The organism is Veillonella sp. (assembly GCF_041333735.1).
Taxonomy (GTDB): domain Bacteria; phylum Bacillota; class Negativicutes; order Veillonellales; family Veillonellaceae; genus Veillonella.
In genome coordinates this window covers 125,320-150,782 of record NZ_JBGKFB010000001.1, presented here as the reverse complement: position 1 = coordinate 150,782, position 25,463 = coordinate 125,320, and the positions used below count along the sequence as shown (strand labels likewise).

Annotated in this window: 20 protein-coding genes; all 20 read left to right on the top strand. The window is 38.8% G+C overall.

Annotation, left to right across the window (positions count from 1 at the left end; all coding sequences use genetic code 11):
* Positions 1-169: 169 nt before the first annotated feature.
* Positions 170-1,111: a Dyp-type peroxidase gene (locus ACDF53_RS00695; protein WP_370815182.1), complete on the top strand. Its 942-nt coding sequence runs from the start codon at positions 170-172 to the stop codon at positions 1,109-1,111.
* A 181-nt stretch (positions 1,112-1,292) separates the two neighbouring features.
* Positions 1,293-2,792, top strand: a complete 1,500-nt coding sequence (gene thrC, locus ACDF53_RS00690; protein ID WP_370815181.1) for a threonine synthase — start codon at positions 1,293-1,295, stop codon at positions 2,790-2,792.
* Positions 2,793-2,940: 148 nt separating this feature from the next.
* Positions 2,941-3,828, top strand: coding sequence for a DMT family transporter (locus ACDF53_RS00685; RefSeq protein ID WP_370815180.1), 888 nt, complete (start codon positions 2,941-2,943; stop codon positions 3,826-3,828).
* 252 nt (positions 3,829-4,080) lie between these two features.
* On the top strand, positions 4,081-4,548 hold the full coding sequence (gene mscL / locus ACDF53_RS00680) for a large conductance mechanosensitive channel protein MscL (RefSeq protein WP_370815179.1): 468 nt from the start codon (positions 4,081-4,083) through the stop codon (positions 4,546-4,548).
* A 163-nt stretch (positions 4,549-4,711) separates the two neighbouring features.
* The gene (locus tag ACDF53_RS00675) at positions 4,712-5,761 is read left to right on the top strand and encodes a 2-hydroxyacid dehydrogenase (protein ID WP_370815178.1); all 1,050 of its coding nucleotides are present in this window, start codon (positions 4,712-4,714) and stop codon (positions 5,759-5,761) included.
* Between the two features lie 82 nt (positions 5,762-5,843).
* Entirely contained in the window at positions 5,844-7,532 is a 1,689-nt protein-coding gene (locus ACDF53_RS00670; protein WP_370815177.1) for a glutamine--tRNA ligase/YqeY domain fusion protein, read from the top strand.
* A 124-nt stretch (positions 7,533-7,656) separates the two neighbouring features.
* Entirely contained in the window at positions 7,657-8,292 is a 636-nt protein-coding gene (locus ACDF53_RS00665; protein WP_370815176.1) for a hypothetical protein, read from the top strand.
* A gap of 101 nt (positions 8,293-8,393) precedes the next feature.
* Complete coding sequence (locus ACDF53_RS00660; RefSeq protein ID WP_370815175.1) at positions 8,394-8,981, top strand: DUF3793 family protein; 588 nt, start codon at positions 8,394-8,396, stop codon at positions 8,979-8,981.
* 10 nt (positions 8,982-8,991) lie between these two features.
* Positions 8,992-9,411, top strand: coding sequence for a flavodoxin (locus ACDF53_RS00655; protein ID WP_105089459.1), 420 nt, complete (start codon positions 8,992-8,994; stop codon positions 9,409-9,411).
* A 571-nt stretch (positions 9,412-9,982) separates the two neighbouring features.
* Entirely contained in the window at positions 9,983-10,615 is a 633-nt protein-coding gene (locus tag ACDF53_RS00650) for a transcriptional regulator (protein ID WP_298695781.1), read from the top strand.
* 9 nt (positions 10,616-10,624) lie between these two features.
* On the top strand, positions 10,625-11,836 hold the full coding sequence (gene dpaL / locus ACDF53_RS00645; RefSeq protein WP_370815174.1) for a diaminopropionate ammonia-lyase: 1,212 nt from the start codon (positions 10,625-10,627) through the stop codon (positions 11,834-11,836).
* 12 nt (positions 11,837-11,848) lie between these two features.
* Complete coding sequence (locus ACDF53_RS00640; protein ID WP_119208547.1) at positions 11,849-13,159, top strand: YgeY family selenium metabolism-linked hydrolase; 1,311 nt, start codon at positions 11,849-11,851, stop codon at positions 13,157-13,159.
* A gap of 153 nt (positions 13,160-13,312) precedes the next feature.
* Entirely contained in the window at positions 13,313-14,506 is a 1,194-nt protein-coding gene (gene ygeW / locus ACDF53_RS00635; RefSeq protein WP_296005622.1) for a knotted carbamoyltransferase YgeW, read from the top strand.
* 69 nt (positions 14,507-14,575) lie between these two features.
* On the top strand, positions 14,576-15,511 hold the full coding sequence (arcC, locus tag ACDF53_RS00630; protein ID WP_296005617.1) for a carbamate kinase: 936 nt from the start codon (positions 14,576-14,578) through the stop codon (positions 15,509-15,511).
* Between the two features lie 52 nt (positions 15,512-15,563).
* Complete coding sequence (gene ssnA / locus ACDF53_RS00625; protein ID WP_370815173.1) at positions 15,564-16,892, top strand: putative aminohydrolase SsnA; 1,329 nt, start codon at positions 15,564-15,566, stop codon at positions 16,890-16,892.
* Between the two features lie 28 nt (positions 16,893-16,920).
* Complete coding sequence (locus ACDF53_RS00620) at positions 16,921-18,612, top strand: hypothetical protein (protein WP_005385978.1); 1,692 nt, start codon at positions 16,921-16,923, stop codon at positions 18,610-18,612.
* On the top strand, positions 18,609-19,958 hold the full coding sequence (hydA, locus tag ACDF53_RS00615; RefSeq protein ID WP_370815172.1) for a dihydropyrimidinase: 1,350 nt from the start codon (positions 18,609-18,611) through the stop codon (positions 19,956-19,958). The genes ACDF53_RS00620 and hydA overlap by 4 nt, the downstream gene beginning before the upstream one ends.
* A 17-nt stretch (positions 19,959-19,975) precedes the next feature.
* Positions 19,976-22,525 carry a selenium-dependent xanthine dehydrogenase gene (gene xdh / locus ACDF53_RS00610; RefSeq protein WP_370815171.1) on the top strand — a complete coding sequence of 850 codons (2,550 nt, stop codon included), beginning with the start codon at positions 19,976-19,978 and terminating at the stop codon, positions 22,523-22,525.
* A 145-nt stretch (positions 22,526-22,670) separates the two neighbouring features.
* Positions 22,671-24,056 carry a nucleobase:cation symporter-2 family protein gene (locus ACDF53_RS00605; protein ID WP_105089451.1) on the top strand — a complete coding sequence of 462 codons (1,386 nt, stop codon included), beginning with the start codon at positions 22,671-22,673 and terminating at the stop codon, positions 24,054-24,056.
* 205 nt (positions 24,057-24,261) lie between these two features.
* On the top strand, positions 24,262-25,449 hold the full coding sequence (locus tag ACDF53_RS00600; RefSeq protein WP_370815170.1) for a RuBisCO large subunit C-terminal-like domain-containing protein: 1,188 nt from the start codon (positions 24,262-24,264) through the stop codon (positions 25,447-25,449).
* The last annotated feature ends 14 nt before the right edge of the window (positions 25,450-25,463 follow it).

Here is a 25,463-nt window from a genome sequence, read left to right as displayed (position 1 = left end):
TAAACCGTACATAATAATTAAAAATATATTGTAATTGAATGATGCTGTATGCATATTATTAATCTGTTAATCTATTAATCTATATTTTGATGTGTTATACATTATAGACAATATAGTATTAATAGCTTATGATGACAATATAGTAGTTTTTCTCATTAGGAGGTACCCGATGGCAGTAGATGTTTCTAGAACACAAGATGTATATAAAGATGCTGGCCAAAGTGTCAATTTCACAACATTATTACTAAACCGTAAAGACCATGATGCAGAACTTGAAGTAATTCAAGATATGGCAGATCGCATTCAAGCTATTAAACGTTCCGTTAGCATTCGTGCGAATGGCGAAGGTTTGGGAATCGCTTTTGGCTTCAGCCGCAAAGCATGGGATTATTTATTCCCTAATGCACCGGTACCAAAAGAGTTAGAAGATTTCCAAGGTATTAAAGGGGATAAACAAGACGTACCAGCTGTAGCTGCAGACTTATTCCTACATGTACGTTCTAACGATGAATCCGTTACTTATACTGTAGTAGACCAAATTATGGAGTTTTTACGTCCTATTACATCCGTAGTAGATGAAACTCATGGCTTCCACTATGAACAAGGTCGTGCAATTATCGATTTCGTAGATGGTACTGAAAATCCTGTTGGTCAAGAGGCCGTTGAGTGGGGCGTTATCGGTGATGAAGATCCTGAATTCGTAAATGGTTCTTATGCATTTGCTCAAAAATATGAACATGATCTTGATGCATGGCGTGCACTTCCTACAGAAATGCAAGAAAAATTCATTGGTCGTCGTAAATTCAGCGATATTGAATTAGAAGATGATGAAAAAGATCCAGCAGCTCACAATGTAGTAGCTCAAGATAATCGCGATGATGAAGAACATAAAATTGTACGCATGAATGTACCATTTGCTCAACCAGGTCAAGGTGTACGTGGTACATACTTCATTGGTTATGCTCGTTATTGGGATGTAACTAAAACTATGCTTACTAATATGTTTACTCAAAACGATAAATTGCTCGATTACTCTAAACCTATTACAGGCATGCTATTCTTCATCCCATCCCTTGACACATTGGATGCTATTGCAGAAGGCGAATTATAATTAGCATAGCTAGTTTATGCATGCTTTATATGATTTATTATGCTCTATGACGTTAGAGGCATACAATAATAATAAAAATATCATATAAATTCTATAGAAGCGCTCCTTTTAGGGGCGCTTTTATGCTATAATAAATCTATTAAACCCGTAAAATCCATTGTAGTTAAAAATGAGGTATTTCATGAATTACACTAGCACCCGCGGTACCGTTGCGGTAAATGAAACATATGCATTGTTGCACGGATTAGCAGAGGATGGTGGTCTATATGTACCATCTTTATTCCCTACAAACTGCTTAACTTACAATGATGTAAAAGATAAAAACTATCAAGAGGTAGCAGCTGTTGTACTAGCAAAGCTATTCCCATGCTTCTCTGAAGCTCATTTGAAAGAAATGATCAATTCTGCGTACAGTGATGCTAACTTTAGTACTCGCGATATTGCACCATTGCATTCCTTGTTGGAAAAGGTATCGGTATTGGAATTGTTCCACGGCCGTACACAAGCTTTCAAAGATATGGCATTGTCCTTATTTCCATATCTTTTAGTAGCTGCGAAGGAAGCAGAAGGTGAACAAAAAGAGGTTCTTATCTTAACAGCAACATCTGGTGATACTGGTAAAGCTGCTCTTGAAGGCTTTAAAGATGTACCTGGTACTCATATCCAAGTATTCTACCCAACAGATGGTGTAAGCCCTATGCAAGCTGAACAAATGCAAAAACAAGAGGGTGAGAACGTAAATGTAACTGCTATTCATGGCAACTTTGACGATGCTCAACAATTCTTGAAACGCCTCTTCGTAGATAAGGCTACTGCAGAAGAAGTAGCTGCAAAAGGTGTGATGTTCTCCAGTGCGAACTCCATCAATATCGGCCGCTTAGCACCGCAAGTGGTGTACTATGTAAACGCTTATGCTGAGCTCGTGGCACAAGGTGCTATCCATGAAGACGAAGCTTTCAACGTAGTAGTACCAACAGGTAACTTCGGTAACATTTTGGCAGCTTACTATGCTAAGAAAATGGGGATTCCTATTGGTAAATTGATTTGTGCATCGAACCAAAACAATGTACTTACTGATTTCTTTGAAACTGGTACATATGATATGAACCGTCCGTTCTATACAACGATTTCTCCATCTATGGATATTCTTGAATCTTCTAACTTTGAACGTTTCTTGTACTATATCTCTGGTGAAGATAGTGAACGTACAGCCGGTTGGATGAAAGATCTTAAAGCGACAGGCAAATTGACTGTAAACGAGGAAGAATTCAGTCGTGTTAAAGCTAATTTTGCAGGTGCTTACGTAGATGATGAAGAAACAAAAGCTATCATTGAACAAGTATACAATTCCTATGGATATGTAATGGATCCTCATACGGCGGTAGCTATGGGTGCATATATGAAGGAATTGGAAAAACATCCTGAAGATGGTGCGCGTCATACAATTATCGCTTCTACAGCGCATCCATTTAAATTCCCTACAGCTATCTGTGAGGCGTTGGATATCAAGGTTGGAGAAACACCTTATGAAAGCTTAGATAATATTTCTGCTGTAACAGGTGTAGCGTTCCCTAAACAATTGGAAGCATTGCAATCTAAACCATTGCGTTTTACAAAAGCAATCGATAAAGAGAATATGAAACAAGAAATTTTAGATTTTGTCGATACATTCTCTAAATAATAGAATGCCGCCTTTCATCAGAAGGGCGGCATATATTTTGGCTTTGTAAGATCTGTATCGTTTATATATAGGCTAGAGTGATTAGATGATATAGAAACAGTAGTTATTTAGTTATACTATTATGGTAAAAAGCGTATAGGGAGGTAGCATGGCTAAAAAAGGCCTTATATATGCATTGTTGTCGGCTCTCTTATTGAGTACGATGAATTTATTCGTTAAAATGCTAGGTTCCAACATTCCATCTGGAGAAATTGCTTTTTTCCGTGGCTTGTTCGGTACCGTAGCGGTTCTTATCGTCATGTATACCCAAGGTATCCGATTCTCTAAGGAGGATAGAGGACATCTTGTTATGCGTGGCTTATATGGCGGCTTTGGCATGGTATGTAACTTTATTGCCTTAGTGCATTTAAAGTTATCTGATGCGACGATTTTATTTCAAACATCAGGTATATTCGTGCTGATTTTTAGCGCCTTATTTCTTAAAGAACGGGTACCTAAAGGGGCAGGAAAATGGCTACTCTTGATCTTTATAGCTGTTATGGTTATGGTAAATCCATTTAGTTTTACTGGCTTTACTTGGTTTGCCTTAGTAGCTATTTTAGGGGCTGCTCTATCTGCAGCTGCGTATACGACCATTCGCCTTATATCTAAGAGAGGTAAACATAGCAATTTCGAAATTATGGCTTATTTCATGATTACAGGTATGATTGCAGGCCTCGTTACAACTGATAAGCTCGTTATGCCGCAGGGAACAGATTGGCTAATCATCTTAGCTATTGGTGGTATTAGTGTGGTGGCACAGTTCTTCTTGACCGGTGCTTTTGTTACCACAAATGCTGTAGTAGCTCAGTTTTTACAATATGTTGGGGTGTTCATTAGTTCCTTCTATGGCTTCCTATTCTTTGGTGAAAGCATATCTATTGAAACCATAGGCGCTGGTGTTGCCATGTTCGTTTCCTCTGTTATGTTGGCCCGTCTTAAAGAACAAAATGGTCCTTTGCGTGAAGGGAAGGTCATAGAGGATAAAATTAAATAATTGTCGAAGATATACAATAATAGATGTTGTATGACAGAGGTGCTAATCACATTCGTGATTGGCACTTTTTATATGGTGCGAAAAGTACGCATAAACACTGATTTATTACAATTTTAGATAGAACTATGAAAAACTATATTAAATAAATTCGAAAAACTACATCGAAAAATGTTGACATCCCTTCATCTTTCCTTTATGATTAGTACAGTTATTAACGCATTCTCAATTAAGTGTATCTAGGAGTAGAGAGAAATGAAAGAATTTTTAAACGATTTTAAAGCTTTTGCCTTTAAAGGTAACATGATGGACTTAGCTATTGGTATGATTATTGGTGCTGCTTTCACAGCGTTGGTTAACTCTGTTGTAAGCAACTTGTTCATGCCTATTATCAGCTTGTTCACAGGCGGTATTGATTTCAGCAACTTGTACTTACCATTAAGCGTAGGTTCTAAAGATGCATTCATGTCTGGTGCTGATATTGCTACAGCTCGTGCTGCTGGTTCTGTATTGCCATACGGTACATTCATTACTGACTTGATTCAATTCTTGATCTTGGCATTTGTTGTATTCTTGATGGTTCGCGCTTTGGCTAAAATGATGAAAAACGCGAAAGAAGAAGAAGCTGCTGAAGCACCTACAACAAAAGAATGTCCATTCTGTAAAACAGAAATTCACATCGACGCAGTTAAATGTCCTAACTGTACAGCAGATTTGAAATAATCTAAAAGCTAAATAAAAGGAGTAAGGCCTAGGCCTTACTCCTTTTTGTTGTATAGCATAGCTTTCTAGTATAAAATATACTTATAATCAAGAAAATATTTTCAATATAAAATATTAAAACTATTAGATACACAAAATGAACATATTTTGGAGGGAGTATAACATGGATAAAAAACCTCTTGTTGTTGTAAATGGTTTAGTTCGCAAAGATGCAATTGCTTATTTAAAAGAGCATGTAGATGTGCGTCAATGGACAGAAAAGACAGTAATGCCTCGTGAGACATTGAAGGAATGGCTCGTTGATGCAGATGGGCTATGGTGTGTAAGACCTTTAGATGTAGATGGAGATCTCGTTAAAAATGCACCGAATTTAAAGGTTATTGCTCAGGCTGCCGTAGGTTATGACAATGTAAATATTGATGAGTTAACAGCAGCGGGCATTCCTTATGGCAATACGCCGGGTGTTCTCAACGAAACTGTAGCAGAACTTGCTTTTACATTAATCGCCACTGCTAGTCGCCGTATTTTAGAAAATGCTAATTTCGTAAAGGAAGGACGCTGGGCTCAAAGACCATCTAATATTAAGGGCTTTGATTTAAGTCGTCGTACCCTTGGCATTATTGGTATGGGCGCTATTGGTGTATCTATTTCTCGTCGTGCTCGTGCCTTTGGCATGACTGTTGTATATCATAATCGTAACCAGCGTATAGATGATAAAATCCATAAGACTACGTATATGGAGCTAGATGATTTGTTGGCTACTAGTGATGTGGTTTGTGTAATGGCTCCATTAACAGATGAAACCTATCACATGTGCGATGAGGCATTCTTCAAGAAGATGAAAAATACAGCTTTATTTGTAAATGTAGGCCGTGGACCTATCGTTGATACAGATGCTCTCATTAATGCCTTACAAACAGGTGAAATTGATTATGCGGCACTCGATGTAACTGATCCAGAACCATTACCAGCCGATCACCCACTATTAAGTGTTGAAAACTGTCTTATCGTACCACATATTGGTTCCTATACTGACCGCACGCGTTATGATATGTCTATTTTGACTGCCGATAATATTATTGCTGGTGTTCATAAGAAGCCATTAAAAACTTGTGTTAATGAAGAGGTTAACTATAAAAAATCAGAAATGGATGTAGAATCTGCTTTAGAAGAGCTTAAAAAAGCAGGCGTTGATTTAGCTGATTTCGACTAATATCACAAGACCTCAAAAGATATGCGGTATTATGCAAAATATGGTAAAATAAAAGAATATTTATCCTATGGAGGTTAGAACGTTGGAACATAAAGATATTGAAAAAACTATAGCTCCTGAAGAAGTTGTATCCGTTAACTTTATCGAAGCTATCATCAACAAAGATAATGAAACTGGTAAATACGGTGGACGCGTATTAACTCGTTTCCCGCCAGAACCAAATGGTTACTTGCACATTGGTCATGCTAAATCTATCTGCCTTAACTTTGGTATTGGCAAGCAATATAATGGCTTAACAAACCTTCGTTTTGATGATACAAACCCAGCAAAAGAAGACGTTGAATACGTAAACTCCATTATGGAAGATGTAAAATGGCTCGGTTTTGATTGGGCTGGAGAGCCTCGCTATGCATCTGATTATTTCGGCCAAATGTACGAATATGCTAAGAAATTAATCACTCTTGGTAAGGCTTATGTAGATGATCAAACAGCAGATGAAATTAAACAAACACGTGGCGATTTCTCAACACCTGGTACCAATAGTCCATACCGTGACCGTAGCGTAGAAGAAAACTTGAAACTCTTCGAAGAAATGAAAGATGGTAAATACGCTGATGGTGAAAAGGTATTGCGTGCGAAAATCGACATGGCGCATCCTAATATCGTTATGCGTGACCCTGTTATCTATCGTATTGTAAATGCAGAACATCATAATACAGGTAATGAGTGGAAAATCTATCCTATGTATGATTTTGCTCATCCTATTGAAGATGCTATCGAGCGTATTACACATTCCATTTGTACTTTAGAATTTGAAGTTCACCGTCCGTTGTATGATTGGGTACTTGAAGACTGGGATGACACTGAAATTCCACAACAAATTGAGTTTGCTCGCTTAAACGTAACTAAAATGGTTATGTCCAAACGTAAATTGCGTGCTCTTGTTGAGGCAGGTCTTGTAGCTGGTTGGGATGATCCTCGTATGCCTACTATTTCTGGCTTACGTCGTCGTGGTTATACTCCAGAGGCTATTCGTGATTTCTGTGACCGCATTGGCGTAGCTAAGGCTGACAGTGTTGTTGACATTGCTTTGCTTGAGTTCTGTATCCGTGAAGATTTGAAACTCAAAGCTACACGTCCTATGGTTGTTATTGATCCTGTGAAAGTTGTTATTACAAACTATCCAGAAGGTCAAACTGAACTTTGCACCGTTGAAAATAACCCAGAAAATGAAGAGTTGGGTAACCGTGAAGTTGTATTTGGTCGTGAAATTTACATCGAACGCAATGACTTTATGGAAGAGCCAGTTAAGAAGTTCTTCCGCTTGGCACCAGGTAAAGAGGTACGCTTAAAAGGCGCATACTTCATTACATGTACTGATGTTATTAAAGACGAAAATGGCAATATTACAGAAATTCACTGTACATATGACCCAGAAACTAAGAGCGGCAGCGGTTGTACTCGTAAGGTAAAAGGTACATTACATTGGGTTGAAGCATCTACTGCTGTAGATATTGAATCTCGCTTATATGACTACTTACTAAAAGAAGATTCTGATGGTAAAGACTTCTTAGGTGACTTTAATCATGAGTCCTTACAAGTATTCCATAGTAAAGGGGAAGCATGTCTCAGTACAACTGTACCAGGAGACCATTTCCAATTCTTGCGCCAAGGTTATTTTGTAACTGATAAAGATAGCACACCAGATCATATCGTAATGAACCGTATCGTTGGTTTACGTGATAGCTGGGCTAAGGCACAAAAGAAATAATGTATCCTACATTGTTAAGATAATGATAAAGAACCGCTCCGTTAAGGGCGGTTCTTTACTACTGTGTTGTTACTAGACATGATGTTGAGAGTTTGTGACATTAACGTTTTATTCGAGGAGATATATGAAAAAATTAGTATTACTTGCTACTGCAGCGGCTGTTTTAGTATCTGTTCCAGCGATGGGTTCTGCAGCAAATATTAAGTCCATTTTAAATAGAAGCCAAACGGTAACATATCAAGGTGTTAAATTACCTGAAGGCGTTACTATGTATCCAAATAATCCTAAAGCGCTTTTCGCAGGAGATGCTAAAAAGGATATAAAATCTGTATTTATCGAAGCCGGTGCTACATCTGCTAATGTATATACATTAAATATTAAAAACGAAAATGAAATGAATTATGCTGTATATGGTGACGTAGTATTAGGTAAACAATTATCAGGTCAAATTAGTGAAACAAAGCATGTTAACTCAGATCCATCTGCACTAGGTGCACTTGCATCTGCTATTAATAAGGGGGATAGCCCAATTCTTGGTACTTTCACAGTAGTGACGCCATTATCTAAACAAGGTAATGTCTATGAAGGAACATTAAAATATAAAAGCGTAGCTAATAATAATTCTTATAATGAAGCATTACATATTAGTTTGTCTGACGATAAGTATACTGGCCCAAATGCACGCTTTATCGCTATAGATGAAGCTAATGATGCTGCGATATTCCCTAAAGTTAAGTCTTTGCTAATGGCTAAAAAATAAATAATTATTGAAAATATATATCAATTATTCTTGACAATTTTTCTCATCAAGAGTACTATGTGCATATAGGAATTATTCTCATTAGGGGTGATTCTAACGATATGCAACAGGCAGGTACTATTATGATGAATTCAATTGACCATATCATTGGATATCATTGTGCACCGGCAATTCGAGGGATTAAGCTTTCGAACTTGGTTTCTATTCCACGGGACATGAATGAACAAATCCAATTTGTATTGACAGAATATAACAAAGAGTTTAATGAAAAAGGTTTGTTCTTCTTTGAATTATGTCGCTGTAAAGCGCGTAGACTTTTATTGGTATTCCGTGAGAAGCAATTACGAGACTATGTACGGCAACCTGCGGTGATGACATTTTTGAAAGCCTACGGTTATCATGATCGGATGAGCATTATGGAGATGCTAGAACATCTACGATACCGTATGGAGGCGAGCATTGTTTTTCCACATGAAATCGGCGTATTTCTAGGCTATCCATTGAATGATGTGAAATACTTTATTTCCCGTCGTGGCAGTGGATATCGTATGTGTGGGGAATGGAAAGTTTACCATGACGTGGTAGATGCTAAGCGCTCTTTCATATGTTACAAAGCATGTCGTGAATTTTGTCAAACTCAATTGATGTTGGGAAAAACATTTAGTTCATTGGTCGCAAGAACGGCCTAGGAGGTACAAGATGATTGGTGTAATTTATTGGTCCGGTACAGGCAATACAGAACAAATGGCTCAAGCAGTAGCAGAAGGTATCAAAGCTGCAGGTCAAGAAGTTGAAGTAAAATCTGTTTCTGAAGTATCTGTAGATGACGCAGCAGCTTATGAAAAATTAGCTCTTGGCTGTGCTGATATGGGTGCAGAACAATTAGAAGAAGGCGAATTTGAACCATTCTACACTGAATTAGAAGCTAAATTGGGTGGCAAAAAAGTAGCAATCTTTGGCTCCTATGGCTGGGGTGGTACTTGGTTGGAAGACTGGGGTACACGCATTAAAGATGCTGGCGGCGAATTAGTAGCTGATGGCGTAGCTATCTTGGGTGAACCTGATGATGATGGCAAAGCACAATGTGAAGAATTGGGTAAAACATTAGCAAACGCATAATTTACTCTTAATCATTAACATAATCCTAACAGATAACTGTATATAAAGGCTGTAATAACGGTAATTCGTTATTACAGCCTTTTTTGTTTATATTGGTATTAATTATAAGGGTGTATCTCTATATATAATAGAAAATTTGGGTGGTCATGAGTGATAGGAATATTTATAACATATATACATGTATATGGATATAGTAAATCTAATTTGTAGATATAAAAATATAGATATATACTTACTTCTATAGAATTTTACTATATTTATTTATATAGATGTGATAATGCATTGGTCATTAAAATTTTTAATAACAATAAAATAATGTGATAAAAATCATAGTGTTTATATGTGTTTCTATCAGCGCACGTATATAGTTGAATAATTATTAATAACTTTAATGCATGATAGCGTTGCATTTTTGTATACATAGACCTATAATTTAAGTAAGGAACCTAACAAAAAATTAGGTTAATACAAAAATAGTTAGAATTGTTCTCACAATACTAACTATATAAGCGGACTGAAGTTATTTAGACCATGAAGACTAACCGATACCGATGAGAGGGAGGTTATCTCAATGAGTACATTGGAACGGCTAAAAGTTATAGCCCATGGATTGGCCATACAATTCGGACCATCTTGTGAAGTGCTGATACATGACTTACAAGGTGATCTTGATACATCGCTTGTATATATAGAAAATGGTACGATAACGAATCGCCATGTTGGGGATGGTCCATCACATGTAGTTTTAGATGTACTCAACTATGATGATGGTAGTGAAGGTAGATTTGGGTATCTAACAAAAACTAAGGATGGACGGATATTAAAATCCTCTACCATGTATATCCGTGATGATAATGGCAATGTTGCATACCTATTAGGAATTAATCAGGATATCACAGAGTTTGTTATGATGCATCGATCACTTGAAAGTCTTATAGGAATAGGCCAAGCTGAGACTGGCACTGTTGAAAAAATTACTACAAGTGTATCGGAGTTATTAGATGATTTACTACTAGAAGCAGAACGGTTAGTTGGTAAACCTGGACCACTCATGAATAAAGTAGAACGGCTAAAAGCTATTAGCTACTTAAATGAAAAAGGGGCTTTTCTTATCTCTAAATCTTCAGAAAAGATTGCAGAGTATTTCAATATTTCTAAGTTTACTCTTTATAGTGATTTAAATACTGTAAAGGAAGAATCCTAGGAGGCAAATATGGACCGAATTCAGTGGAAACGTAATACGATGGCACCATCTAGTGACAAGTTCTTGTCCGTTATGGATGTTAGAGAAATTAAGAAAGCAAAAGCGTTTCATGAAAGTTTTCCACAATATAGTGTAACTCCACTAGTATCGCTAGAAAAATTAGCAGATTATATCGGTGTTAATTCTCTCTTTGTAAAAGATGAATCTTACCGCTTTGGCCTAAATGCCTTTAAAGTATTAGGCGGCTCTTATGCAATGGCAAAATATGTAGCTCAACAAACGGGTAAAAATGTTGAAGATGTACCATATGATGTGTTAACTTCTCCACAATTAAAAGATGAATTCGGACAAGCTACATTCTTTACAGCTACTGATGGTAACCACGGTCGAGGCGTAGCTTGGGCTGCTAATAAATTAGGTCAAAAAGCAGTAGTATTCATGCCTAAAGGCTCTACAGAATATCGTAGAAAACAAATTGAAAATGAAGGTGCTACCGTAACAATTGAAGAATTTAACTACGATGAATGTGTACGGTTAGCAACTAAAAAATCTAAAGAAGTTCCAAATGGTGTTGTAGTTCAAGACACCGCTTGGGAAGGTTACGAAGAAATTCCAAACTGGATCATGCAAGGCTATGGCACAATGGCTATGGAAACAGCAGAACAGTTAGAAGCTGCAAACTGCAAGGTACCAACTCATGTAGTGGTACAAGCTGGTGTAGGTTCTTTAGCAGGTTCTGTAGTAGGCTACTTTACTAATTTATATAGCAATGCAGCTAAGAAGCCTAAATTAGTAGTTGTAGAAGCTCAAGCAGCAGCTTGCTTATACAAAGGGGCTGTAGCTGATGATGGTAATCCTCGTATCGTTGAGGGTGATTTAGATACAATCATGGCAGGTTTAGCTTGTGGCGAACCAAATACAGTTTCTTGGGATATTTTAAGAAACCATGCGGATGTATTCGTATCTGCTCCTGATTGGGTAGCAAGACTTGGAATGCGCGTTGGTGGGGCACCAATTAAAGGTGACACACCAATTACGACCGGTGAATCTGGTGCAGTTCCACTAGGTCTTGTAACGGCAATTATGACAATGCCAGAATATGAAGACTTACGCAAGGAATTAGAATTAGATGCGTCTTCAAAGGTGCTCTGCTTCTCCACTGAAGGTGATACAGACCCTGAAAGATATAAAAACATTATGTGGTACGGTGAAGATCGTTAGGAGGCATTAATTATGGATTTACAAGCAATTAAACAAGCAGCAGCAACTTATGGACCAGCGATGACCAAGTTCTTACGTGAAATCGTAGCATTCCCTGGTGAAAGTGCAGAAGAAAAAGAACACGTTCAACGCATTGAAAAAGAAATGAAAGATCTTGGCTTTGACGAAGTTGAAGTAGACCCAATGGGTAACATTCTTGGTTACATGGGTACTGGTAAAACCCTAATTGCCTTCGACGCTCATATCGATACTGTAGGTATTGGTAATCGCGATAACTGGAACTTCGATCCTTATGAAGGTTTCGAAGATGAAACTAAAATCGGTGGTCGTGGTGTATCCGACCAATTAGGTGGTATCGTATCCGCTGTATACGGCGCTAAAATCATGAAAGACTTAGGTCTTTTAAGTGATAAATATCGCGTACTTGTTGTAGGTACAGTTCAAGAAGAAGACTGCGATGGCCTTTGCTGGGAATACATGATTAAAGAACGTAATATTCGTCCTGAATTCGTAGTATCCACTGAACCAACTGACGGTGGTATCTACCGTGGTCAACGTGGCCGTATGGAAATCCGCGTAGACGTACAAGGCGTATCTTGCCATGGTTCCGCTCCTGAACGCGGTGACAACGCAATCTACAAGATGGCTGACATCCTTCAAGATATCCGTGAATTGAATGCTAACTCTGCTGATGAAAGCACAAAAATTAAAGGTCTTGTTAAAATGCTTGACCCTAAATTCAATCCTGACCACTACGAAGAAGCTCGCTTCTTAGGTCGCGGTACTGTAACTACTTCCCAAATCTTCTACACTTCCCCAAGCCGTTGTGCAGTAGCTGACTCTTGCTCCGTTTCCTTAGACCGTCGTATGACAGCTGGTGAAACATGGCAATCCTGCTTGGCTGAAATCGAAGCTTTACCACATGTTAAAGAATATGGTGCAAAAGTATCCATGTACGAATATGCTCGTCCATCCTGGACTGGTTTAACATATCCAATCGAATGTTACTTCCCAACTTGGGTAATTCCTAAAGATCACAAAGTAACAGAAGCTTTGGAAGAAGCATACACTAGCTTGTATGGTAATGAACGTATCGGTGCAGAAGACACAGTTGAAATGCGTAAAGCTCGCCCATTGACTGATAAATGGACATTCTCCACAAATGGTGTATCCATCATGGGTCGTAATGGTATCCCTTGCATCGGCTTCGGTCCTGGCGCAGAAGCACAAGCTCATGCTCCTAACGAAATCACATGGAAACAAGACCTTGTAACATGTGCAGCTGTATATGCATTATTGCCATCCGTATACTGCAAAGACTAATATCAAATACATTGAATTAGATCTATTTAAAGCACACATAATTAAAAATAGTTGATATTAAGAATTTCATATGGTACCTCACCCTTGGTTGAGGTACCGTATAAAGTTAGATCCTAAGTAGCCCTTTAGGGAATTGAAAGAGAGGACTTACAGATGACAGACTTCAATAAAAGTATTGAAACTTTAAAAGGCTTAGACGTTAGCAAAATGTACGGCGAAGATTTCTTCCTTACATGGGAAAAATCTGAAGATGAATTAAAAGGTGTTTGGGCAGTAGCTGATGCGTTACGTGCTCTTAGAGAACGCAATATTTCCACTAAAGTATTCGACAGCGGCCTTGGCATTTCCTTATTCCGTGATAACTCCACAAGAACTCGCTTCTCCTTTGCTTCCGCTTGTAACCTTTTAGGTTTAGAAGTTCAAGACTTGGATGAAGGTAAATCCCAAATTGCTCACGGCGAAACAGTTCGTGAAACAGCTAACATGATTTCCTTCATGGCTGATGTTATCGGTATCCGCGATGATATGTATATCGGTAAAGGTAATGCTTACATGCATCAAGTATCCGATGCAGTAAAAGAAGGTCACGAAGATGGCGTATTAGAACAACGTCCTACACTTGTAAACTTACAATGTGATATCGACCATCCAACACAAATCATGGCTGACGCAGCTCATATCATTAAAGAGTTCGGTGGTGTAGAAAACCTTAAAGGCAAAAAACTTGCTATGACTTGGGCTTACTCTCCATCTTATGGTAAACCTCTATCCGTACCTCAAGGTGCTATTGGTTTATTCACTCGTCTAGGTATGGAAGTTGTATTAGCACATCCAGAAGGCTATGAAGTAATGCCAGAAGTTGAAGAAATCGCTAAAAAACAAGCTGAAGAAAGCGGCGGTTCCTTCCGCAGAACTAACGATATGAAAGAAGCTTTTAAAGATGCAGATATTGTATATCCTAAGAGCTGGGCTCCATTTGGTGCAATGGAAAAACGTACCAAATTATATGGTGAAAATGACCATGAAGGTATTAAAGCATTAGAGAAAGTTCTCCTTGAAGAAAATGGTAAACATAAAGATTGGGCATGTACTGAAGAGATGATGAGTCTTACTAAAGACGGCAAAGCTCTCTACTTACATTGCTTACCAGCAGATATTACAGGTGTAAGTTGTGAAGAAGGCGAAGTAGATGCAACAGTATTTGATCGCTATCGCATACCTCTTTATAAAGAAGCAAGCTACAAACCATATGTTATTGCAGCGATGATCTTCTTAAGCAAATTTAAGAATCCTGTAGAAACTTTAAAAGAATTAGAGCGGAAGGGAACTGATCGAGTTCAACCGTAAAGTAAAGTTTAGGGGCCATCCGCGGTGATGGCTCCTTTTTATTCTAAATAGTTTGTTATGAGGCATAACATGAAAAAAAGAGTTGTAGTAGCACTAGGCGGGAATGCATTAGGTAATTCCCTTCCAGAACAAAAAATTGCCGTAAAAAGTACAGCTAAAACAATCATTGATTTAGTTGAAGCCAATTGTGATGTAGTAGTAACACATGGCAATGGCCCTCAAATCGGTATGATCAACAATGCGATGGCTGCATTGACACGTGAAGTAAAAGGTCAACCAAATACACCATTGTCTGTATGTGTGGCTATGAGCCAAGCATATATTGGATATGACTTACAAAATGCGCTTCACGAAGAATTGTTAAATCGTGGTATTGAACATTTGCCAACCATGACAATGGTTACGCAAGTATTAGTTGATCAAAATGACCCTGGTTTTAAAAATCCTACAAAACCAATTGGTCACTTTATGACTAAAGAAGAAGCTGAATATGCAGAAAAGAATTATGATTACGTTGTAAAAGAAGATTCTGGCCGCGGTTATCGCCGTGTAGTAGCATCCCCAGCACCTAAAGAAATTATCGAAATCGAAGCGATTAAAGGCTTAGTAGGTAAACAACTAATCGTTGCTTGTGGCGGTGGCGGTATCCCTGTAACTAGAGAAGGTAATGAACTTCATGGTGCAGCAGCCGTTATTGATAAAGATTGGACTAGTAGCTTGTTAGCACAAGAAATTGATGCTGATGTACTTGTTATCTTAACAGCGGTTGAAAAAGTAGCCATTAATTTTGGTAAAGAAAATGAAAAATGGCTTGATGAAATAACTGTAGCAGATGCGAAAAAATATGCAGCAGCAGGCGAGTTCGCAGAAGGCTCTATGAAACCAAAAGTAGAAGCTGCCATTGCATTTGCAGAATCTAAAAAAGGCCGTGTTTCCATTATCACATTATTAGAAAAATCTAAGGATGGTATAGCAGGAAAAACAGGTACGCGTATCGTATTATAATAATATATAGATTTATAAGTATGCATCCAACGATTCGTTGGGGAGGTGCCCTATGATTTTATTAGGAAAAGGTACTGTAATTACTCGCGATACTGATAGACCTATCATTTATGATGGCGCTGTTGTTATTGACGGAACTCAGATTATTGATATTGGCGCATATGATGAATTATGCAAAACATATAAAGAGGCAGAAGTTATTGATGCTCATGGCGGTTTGATTATGCCAGGCTTTATTAATGCACATCATCATATTTATTCTGCTCTTGCACGAGGCTTATCCTTACCAGGTCCAGCACCAACAAACTTTGGTGAAATTTTAGAAGGCCTATGGTTCTACTTAGATAATAAATTGACCGCTCCAGATGTAAAAGCTAGCGCATTACTTACATATTTAGGTTGTATTGAAAATGGTGTAACTACTATTTTTGACCACCATGCAAGTTATGGCGAAACTGCTAATAGCCTATCTGTTATTGCTGATGTAGCTAAACAGTTCGGTGTTCGTTCTTGCTTATGCTACGAAGTATCTGACCGTAACGGTGTTGACCAAATGAAAGCTGCTGTTGCAGAAAATGTACGTTTTGGTAAAGAGGCGAAAAAGGATCCATCTAGACTCGCAGCTATGATGGGCTTACATGCATCCTTTACATTAAGTCCTGAAACATTAGATTATGTAAAAGCACAAAATGAAGACAAGTTAGGATATCACGTTCATGTTGCTGAAGGCCCAGAAGATGTGGCAGATAGTAAAGAAAAATATGGCATGACACCTGTAAGACGACTTGTAGAAGCTGGTATTTTAGGACCTAAGAGTATCGCTGGTCACTGCGTACACGTAACTGACCAAGATGTGGAATTATTAAAAGAATCTCAAGCTAAGGTTGTTCATAACCCTGAAAGTAACATGGGTAATGCAGTAGGTACAACAGATATCCTGAAGCTTTTAGGGGCTGGTATTACAGTTGGCCTTGGTACAGATGGCTATACAAATGACATGCTCGAATCCTACAAAGTTGCAAATTGCCTTGTTAAACATGAGCAACATAAACCATATGTAGGTTGGGGCGAAGTTCCTCATATGCTATTTGAAAATAACCGTAAAATGGCGAATGAATTCTTTGATACTACAGTAGGTATTCTTAAAAAAGGTGCCGCAGCTGACGTAATCGTTCTTGATTACGCGGCACCAACACCACTTGATGAAAATAACATCAATGGTCACTTATTATTCGGTGCTAATGGTATGTATGTGGTAACAACTATTAGTGATGGTGTACCACGTATGATTGATCGTAAATTACAAGGCATCGATAAAGCTGAAGTAATGAACGAAGTTTTAGCAACATCTAAAGGTTTATGGAAACGACTAAACCCATAACGCAAACGCTTTAAAGGAGTGTGACATTATGAGTGACATTATGTATCCGGTAAGTTTCGGAAAATTGATGAACCACATTATGACTGAGTACAAGATGTACAATCGTATTTATAATGTAAATAAAATTCATCGTATCAATCATGAACAACGTTTACCAATGTTTGGTAAATCTATTGAAAATCCTGTAGGTCCAGCAGCAGGTCCTAATACACAGTTGGCACAAAACATTGTGGCATCTTATGTAGCAGGTGCTCGTTGCATCGAATTAAAAACTGTACAAATTATGTACGGTGAAGAACTAGGTATTCCTAGACCTTGTATCTACTCTGTAGACGAAGCATACAACGTAGAATGGTCTTCTGAATATAGCTGTGATGAAGCTGCTGATGAATATATCAAAGCATGGTTCGCATTAAAATTAATCTCTAAAGAATTAGGCTTAGGCGATCCAGATGGTTTCCTATTCATCATGAGTGTTGGTTACAACTTGGCTGGTATTAAGAGCCCAATGGTTGATAAATTCATCAACACAATGCGCAGCGCATCTCAATCTCCTATGTGGGATACATGTAAACAATGGTGCTTAGACCATGTAGATGAATTTGAACATATTGATGCTGATTATATCAACTCTATCAGTGATGAACTTTGTCAAGCAATTACATTATCAACAATGCACGGTTGCCCAGCAGAAGAAATCGAATCTATTTGTTCTTACCTTATCAGTGAAAAAGGCCTTCATTTATACTTGAAATGCAATCCTACATTGTTAGGTCCAAAACGCATTAGAGAGTTATTAGATAATGCAGGCTTTGAATATATTGACTTTGAAGATCACCAATTCGAAGTTGACCTTCAATTTGATAAAGCTGTTCCAATGTTAGAACGTCTTATCGCTCTTGGTGAAAAACACAACAAGATCTTTGGTGTTAAATTGACAAATACATTCCCTGTACAAATTCACAACAATGAATTGCCAGGTGAGCAAATGTACATGTCTGGTAAATCCTTGTTACCTGTAACGATTGGTGTAGCTGAGCTCTTAAGTGCTCAATTCGGCGAACGTTTACCAATGTCTTACAGTGGTGGTGCTGTAAAACAAAATATCAAAGCTATCTTTGATTGTGGTATCTGGCCTGTAACAGTATGTACAATTCTTCTTCAAGGTGAAGGCTACAATACATTTAAAGGTTTAGCCGATGAAGTAGAATCTACTGATTACAACGCTGCTTTGAAAGTACATAAAGATCTCATCGCTAAACTTGCTAAAGACATTAGTGAAAATAAAATCTTCAAGAAGAGCGATGCAATGAAGAAAAAACGTGAAGCAATGCCATCCTTCCCAGGTACACGTAGTTCTGATTATCACTGCCGTGTAACATGTGGATCTTGTGTTCGCGTATGTCCTAATAGATGTAATGAAGTCGTTACTGTAAATGATGCTAAATTGATCGTTCATGTAGATCAAAGCTGTAATGAGTGTGGTAACTGTGCATGTCATTGCGTAGAACCTTGTCAACCATACAAGGATCGCATTACATTCTTCCACAATGCTGAAGCTTTAGCAGATAGTACAAATGATGGTTTCTACATCACAGGCACTAGCTGTGGTTATCGCTTCAAAGGTGAAGAAGCAGTATGTGACATCGATGCATTACCTGAAGAATTGAAAGGAGTCGTACATGCCTTCTGTAAAGAGCATGTGTACTATGTATCATGATTATCATACAACAAGGGGACTTGGTCTTAACTGATCGAATTCTTACCGGAGATTTACTTATCGATGGCGACAAAATTGTCGCCATCGATGAACACCTTTCTGTTCCAGAAGGTGCTGAAGTTATTAATGCAAAAGGTTGCTATGTGTTCCCAGGATTTATAGATCCTCATACACACTTTCAGATGACAAATGCCTTAGCGTCTACTGCGGATGATTTTGATAGTGGTACAAAAGCCGCTATTCTTGGTGGGACAACATCAATCATTAATTTTGCTTCTCCTGAGGAAGGATCCCTTTGTAAAGGTTTAGAAGTTCACAAGGAGCGTGCTGCAGGGCATTGCTCCTGTGATTACAAATTCCATATGGAACTTGTAGAAATGAATGAAGATGTAGCTCGTGAGATACCACAGGTCGTAGAGGCTGGTGTGTCATCCTTTAAAGTGTACTTAGCGTATGGTTTCCGTTTAACAGATCGAGAAATTTATGATGCTATAGAGGCAATTAAACCTACAGGAGCTCTTGTTGGAGCACACTGTGAAAATGGTGATTTAATTGACGCTCTCGTAGCTGATAAACGTAAACGTGGTGAATTAGATGTAGGCAATCATCCACTCACAAGACCGGCCATAATTGAATCGGAAGCGATTAAGCGTTTTAGTACAATAGGTGCTGCATTAGAGTATCCCGTACATATTGTTCATGTAAGTTCTAAAGAGGGTATAGAAGAGGTTATTCGGGAACGAGACCTTGGACATAAAGTAACTTGTGAAACTTGCCCACAATATTTGGTGCTTGATGAATCACGATATAATTTACCTGATTATGAAGGTGTTAAATATGTGATGAGTCCACCGCTGAGAACGATACAAGATCAAATGGCATTAAAGAATGCCTTAGTAAATGGTCTATTCCAAACTATTGGTTCTGATCATTGTAGCTTTACCTTCAATGATCAAAAACTAAAGAGTCGACATGACTTTACCCGGATTCCTGGTGGCATCCCAGGTGCTGAGGAACGAGGGATTGTCGCTTATGATGTGTTGGTAAATCAATGCAATATGAGCGCTGTAGATTTTATGAAATTAGTTAGTGAAAACCCTGCAAAACTTTATGGTATGTACCCTAAGAAGGGAACATTATCCATAGGTAGCGATGGGGATATTACAATTGTTGATAAGCGCATTGAGCATGTGCTTTCAAAAGAGTTTGCCCATACAAAGGCTGACTATATACCTTATGAGGGGATATCCGTAACAGGCAAAGTTCGAGATGTTATCCTTAGAGGTCACCATGTGGTACAAGATGGATCCTTATTAGAATCATATCTTGGTGAATGTATTCCTTAATGAGAGGAGGGCTATATATGTACCGCTTTCAAGTGAATGGCACCCAACATGAGGTTCAAGAGGATCAACGTTTAATTGATTTCTTGAGAGCTGATTTGAAATTGACGGGCACTAAAGAAGGCTGTAGTGCTGGTGCTTGTGGTACGTGTACAGTAATTATAGACGGAAAAAAAGCAAAGGCTTGTGTAACTAAATTATCCCAATTAGATGGTAAATCAGTTGTAACAATTGAGGGCTTATCTGAACGGGAAAAAGCGGTATACACCTATGCTTTTGGTGAATGCGGAGCGGTGCAGTGTGGTTTCTGTATACCAGGTATGATTATTAGTGCAAAAGTTTTGATTGATGAAAATAATGACCCTACATCTGACGATGTTAAAAAAGCTATTTTAGGTAATATCTGTCGTTGTACTGGTTATGTGAAAATCGAAGAAGGCATAATGCTAGCAGCAAAAATGTTCCGCGAGAACTTACCAGTTCCTGAAAAGGATACAACTGGTAATGTTGGTTCTCGTTTACACCGCGTTGATGCGGAGGAAAAAGCATTAGGCGTTGGACAATATGCTGACGATATCCATATGGATGGCATGATTTACGCAAAAGCGTTGCGTTCTAAATACCCTCGTGCTAGAGTCGATCGCGTTGATGTGTCTAAAGCACTTGCACATCCTAAGTGTGTAACGGCTTTGACAGCTAAAGATGTACCATTCAATAAGACTGGTCACTTAGTGCCAGACTGGGATGTACTCATCGCAGAAGGTGATAATACTCGCTATGTTGGTGATGCAATTGCACTTGTGGCAACTACAGAAAAGAAATACTTAGATGAAGTATTAGCTCTAGTTGAAGTAGATTACACAGAGTTAGAGCCAGTAGTAGATCCATTAGAGGCGTTGAAACCAGATGCTCCTCAATTACATCCAGACGGAAATGTATTGACTCGTCAAACATTATCTCGTGGCGATGTAGATAAGGCTATTGCTGAGGCTGCATTTGTTGTAACTAATCACTATTCTACACCACAAACAGACCATGCATTCATGGAACCTGAATGTGCTGTAGCATATCGTGAAGGCGATGTAATTCATTTACATTCCGGTAGCCAAAATGTTTACGATGATCGTCATGAAGTATCTCGTATGCTTGGCATTCCTGAGGAATCTGTAAAAGTTCATAGTATGCTTGTAGGTGGTGGCTTTGGTGGTAAAGAGGACATGAGCGTACAGCATCATGCATCTCTTGTAGCTTGGCTCACAGGCAAACCAACTAAGGTTCTCTTCTCTCGTCAAGAAAGTCTTAATATTCATCCTAAACGACATGCGATGGAAATGGATATTACTACGGCTTGTGATGCAGAAGGTAACTTGGTAGCAAGTAAGGTGAACATCGTATCTAACTGTGGTGCATATGCATCCTTAGGTGGTCCTGTACTTCAACGTGCAGGTACACACTCTTGTGGTCCTTACAAATTTGATAACTTTGCCTTTGATGGTGTTTGCGTTTACACAAATACTGTTCCTGGTGGTGCATTCCGCGGGTTCGGTGTAACACAAACCATCTTTGGTCAAGAACAAAACATTGATGAATTAGCTGCATTGGTAGGCATGGATCCTTGGGAGTTCCGTTATAAAAACGTTGTTCGCCCTGGTGATTCTTTACCAAACGGCCAAATTTGCTCCGAAGAAACTGCATTAGCAGAATGTTTGGAAGCAGTAAAAGATGCATACTATGCATCTGACCGTACAGGTCTTGCAGTATGTTTGAAAAACAGTGGTATCGGTGTAGGTTTACCTGATACTGGTCGCGTTATCTTAGAAGTACGTGATGGTAAAGTTCGTATCCGTACAGGTGCAGCATGTATCGGTCAAGGTATGGCGACTATGGCTACTCAAGTGCTTTGTGAAACAACTGGCTTAACAGCGGATAAAGTATTTGTGGAACGTCCGGATACGGTACGTACACCAGACTCTGGTACAACTACTGCATCTCGTCAAACAGTATTCACTGGTGAAGCAACGCGTAAAGCAAGTCTTCGCTTAAAAGAAATGTTAGAAACTAAGACCTTAGAAGAATTGAATGGTGTAGAAATTTATGAAGAGTTCCTTGGTGCAACAGATCCATTCAACTCTGATAAACCACATCCAAAAAATCACGTTGCTTATGGGTATGGTGCATGTGTAGCTAGAATTGGCGAAGATAATAAAGTTGCTGAGCTTCATGTAGCATATGATGTAGGTCGTGTAGTTAATCCTCAATCTTGCTCTGGTCAAGCTGAAGGCGGTGCCATCATGGGTATGGGCTATGCCGTTACAGAGGACTTCCCTTATAAAGATGGTTATGTAACAGCTAAATATGGTACGTTAGGCCTTCTTAGAGCTACACAATGTCCTCCAATTCATGTAAGCCTTATTGAAAAAGGGACACCAGAACAATATGCATACGGTGCCAAAGGTATTGGTGAAATCTCCAGTATTCCAATTGCTCCGGCCATTGCAAATGCGTATCGTCGTATCGACGGAGAACCACGTAGGTCCTTGCCGATTCAACATACAGGTTATAAAAAATAGAATATTTGCTTAGTGGAGAGGGGCTACGGCCCCTGTCCATCAAGGTTCCCACGTGAAGTCTATGAGATTTTTAAACTCTATCAAGTACGATAGTATGACTATATTATTTACTAGTAACTAAAACGTAAGATATGAGGTGATTCTTATGAGTAAAGGTGTATCTGGTGTCAACCATGTAGATGGTATGCTGCCAATCCCGCAATTATTTGCTTATGGTTTACAGCACGTGTTAGCCATGTATGCTGGTGCCGTAGCGGTACCAATCATTATTGCGCAAGCCATGCATTTGCCGATTGAAGATTTAATTCGTTTGATTACAGCTGATTTGTTCACATGTGGTGTAGCCACATTGATTCAAACATTAGGCTTTGGCCCTGTTGGTGGTCGTATTCCTCTTATTCAAGGTGTAACATTTGCTTCTGTAGGACCGATGATCATGATTGGTCAACAGCATGATATTAATACCATTTATGGTGCTATTATTGCAGCTGGTATATTTACATTTATTGTGGCACCATTCTTCAGTCGTTTGATTCGCTTATTCCCACCTGTGGTAACAGGTACCATCATTACCATTATTGGTATCAACTTGATGCCAGTAGCCGTTAACTGGATGGGTGGTGGCGTAGGTAATAAAAACTTCGGAGATCCGCTATACATAGCTCTTGGTGTAGCTACATTTATTCTCGTTATTTTGACATATCGATTTGGTAAAGGGTTCCTTGGTAATCTGGCTATCTTGGTAGGGCTTATCCTAGGTACTGCTCTTGCTATGATTTGTGGTATTACGGACTTCTCTGAAGTAGGTCGTTCTCAATGGATTTCCGTTGTAACACCATTCTACTTTGGCATGCCTACCTTTGATTTTGCATCTATTATTTCTATGATTATTGTAATGCTTGTAGTTATGGTAGAAACAACAGGTGATAGTATTGCTGTTGGTGAAATCGTAGACAAACCTATCGGCCAAAAAGAATTGGCTGCAGTACTTCGTGCTGATGGTTTATCCACTTTAATCGGTGGTATCCTTAATAGCTTCCCTTACACTGCATTCGCTCAAAACGTTGGTCTTATCGCTGTAACACGCGTAAAAAGTCGCTTCGTTGTAGCCGCATCTGGTGTAATCTTGATTTTATTAGGTCTTTTCCCTAAGTTAGCAGCTATTGTAGCATGTATCCCTAATGCTGTATTAGGCGGCGCAGGTATCGCAATGTTTGGTATGATTATTGCCAGCGGTATTCGCTCCCTTGGTAAAGTTAGTTTCGATGGTAACTATAATTTGATGCTCGTTGCAATTAGTATTGGGGTATCCATGATTCCATTGGCAGCGCCTCAAATCTATGCACACTTCCCAGCTTGGGCACAAATTCTTTTGAAATCTGGTATCACAGCTGGTAGTATCGTAGCCGTTCTTTTGAACGTTGTATTCAACGGCTTCGGTTACAAAACAGTTAATGAACCTAACCGTGCAACACGTAAATATCGTCACTTCACACGATTCAAAGGTTATCCTAAACATTTCTATCAATAAGATATAGTTAAATTAGTTAATTCTCATACGATTACATGTATTGTCTCTCACGGTAGAAACCTTGTTTATATAGGTAAAAATCTATATACATGTTTTCGCTCTTTCAAAAGGCCTCACTCTAGTTTTAGAGTGAGGCCTTTTTTGTATGGAATCGTGTACTACTTTGGTATATAATTAAATAATATTATTGCAAAGGAGACGCATTATGAAAGACGAGCGATTTATAGTTACGTATCGAATAGAAGCAAGTTCATATGAAGAGGCAAAAGCCATTGCCTGGGCTGTTCAGGTAGAACAAACCATAGAGTTTCCTTATGAGTTTGTTACGGATCCGTATATTAAAGGCACTGTCACTGGTAGATTAGAGTCACTTGAACCTATGGGGCCTGATTCCACATATGCCAATGTAGGGGTTATGCCTAATGTTACGATTAATCCGTCTCATTACTATTTGGCTCGTATTTCATACCTTGTAGATACAACAGCGCTAGAAGCAACGCAATTCTTAAATGTAGTCTTTGGTAACTCATCGTTGCAACCACATATTTGGGTTGTTGATATTGAACTCTGTCCAACTTTATATGATGTATTTAAAGGCCCTCGATTTGGCTTACAAGGGCTTCGTCAATTGGTTGAAACGCCAACGCGCCCTATGATTCAGGCTGTAGTAAAACCTATGGGAACACCGAATGAAGAGCTCGCTCGCATGTGCGGTGCTTATACACGTGGTGGGGCCGATGTTATCAAGGATGACCATGGCATCTCTAATCAGTCATTCTCTCAATTTAAGGATCGTGTACAACGATGTGCTGCTATGGTGCGTGAAATGAATGAAGCCCATGGTACACATACATTATATGCTGCCAATGTATCTGGTGATGGCACAGACGTAATAGAACGAGCTTATTTTGCTAAAGAAGCAGGTGCCACAGCTCTTATGGTGGCTTCCGGTCTTGTTGGCTTTGGATGGCTTCATAAATTAGCAAGTGATGAAAAGTTAGGCTTACCAATCATTCATCATCCTGCTTACTCTGGTGGCTTTGTGAGCCCTGGTGTATCTGGTATTGCCGATTATTTACAATTGGGACTGTTACCACGTATCTTTGGTGCAGATATGCCTATCTTTGTATCCTATGGTGGACGTTTTACTTTCACAGTAGAGCAATGTAAGAGAATTTCCTCTTATATTAAACATCCATTTGGATTGATGAAAGCCGCCTGTCCAGCACCGGGTGGTGGTGTAACAGATGCTCGGCTTAATGAGCTGGTAGAGTTGTACGGAAATGATACGATGTTCCTCGTTGGTGGTGACATGTTCCGCCGTGGACCAGATATTGAAGCTAATATGTCATACTTTGTAGAACGCTTGAGTGAATTATCTGAAACCAATTAATGATTGTGTTAGTG

Excerpts from the sequence above, each read along its gene's own strand:
- ygeW (WP_296005622.1), top strand. The coding sequence starts at position 13,313 with ATGACAGACTTCAATAAAAGTATTGAAACTTTAAAAGGCTTAGACGTT.
- ACDF53_RS00695 (WP_370815182.1), top strand. The coding sequence starts at position 170 with ATGGCAGTAGATGTTTCTAGAACACAAGATGTATATAAAGATGCTGGC.
- ACDF53_RS00665 (WP_370815176.1), top strand. The coding sequence starts at position 7,657 with ATGAAAAAATTAGTATTACTTGCTACTGCAGCGGCTGTTTTAGTATCT.
- xdh (WP_370815171.1), top strand. The coding sequence starts at position 19,976 with ATGTACCGCTTTCAAGTGAATGGCACCCAACATGAGGTTCAAGAGGAT.
- dpaL (WP_370815174.1), top strand. The coding sequence starts at position 10,625 with ATGGACCGAATTCAGTGGAAACGTAATACGATGGCACCATCTAGTGAC.
- ACDF53_RS00655 (WP_105089459.1), top strand. The coding sequence starts at position 8,992 with ATGATTGGTGTAATTTATTGGTCCGGTACAGGCAATACAGAACAAATG.
- ACDF53_RS00650 (WP_298695781.1), top strand. The coding sequence starts at position 9,983 with ATGAGTACATTGGAACGGCTAAAAGTTATAGCCCATGGATTGGCCATA.
- ACDF53_RS00675 (WP_370815178.1), top strand. The coding sequence starts at position 4,712 with ATGGATAAAAAACCTCTTGTTGTTGTAAATGGTTTAGTTCGCAAAGAT.
- ACDF53_RS00605 (WP_105089451.1), top strand. The coding sequence starts at position 22,671 with ATGAGTAAAGGTGTATCTGGTGTCAACCATGTAGATGGTATGCTGCCA.
- ACDF53_RS00620 (WP_005385978.1), top strand. The coding sequence starts at position 16,921 with ATGAGTGACATTATGTATCCGGTAAGTTTCGGAAAATTGATGAACCAC.
- ACDF53_RS00600 (WP_370815170.1), top strand. The coding sequence starts at position 24,262 with ATGAAAGACGAGCGATTTATAGTTACGTATCGAATAGAAGCAAGTTCA.
- ACDF53_RS00660 (WP_370815175.1), top strand. The coding sequence starts at position 8,394 with ATGCAACAGGCAGGTACTATTATGATGAATTCAATTGACCATATCATT.
- hydA (WP_370815172.1), top strand. The coding sequence starts at position 18,609 with ATGATTATCATACAACAAGGGGACTTGGTCTTAACTGATCGAATTCTT.
- arcC (WP_296005617.1), top strand. The coding sequence starts at position 14,576 with ATGAAAAAAAGAGTTGTAGTAGCACTAGGCGGGAATGCATTAGGTAAT.
- mscL (WP_370815179.1), top strand. The coding sequence starts at position 4,081 with ATGAAAGAATTTTTAAACGATTTTAAAGCTTTTGCCTTTAAAGGTAAC.
- ACDF53_RS00685 (WP_370815180.1), top strand. The coding sequence starts at position 2,941 with ATGGCTAAAAAAGGCCTTATATATGCATTGTTGTCGGCTCTCTTATTG.
- ACDF53_RS00640 (WP_119208547.1), top strand. The coding sequence starts at position 11,849 with ATGGATTTACAAGCAATTAAACAAGCAGCAGCAACTTATGGACCAGCG.
- ssnA (WP_370815173.1), top strand. The coding sequence starts at position 15,564 with ATGATTTTATTAGGAAAAGGTACTGTAATTACTCGCGATACTGATAGA.
- thrC (WP_370815181.1), top strand. The coding sequence starts at position 1,293 with ATGAATTACACTAGCACCCGCGGTACCGTTGCGGTAAATGAAACATAT.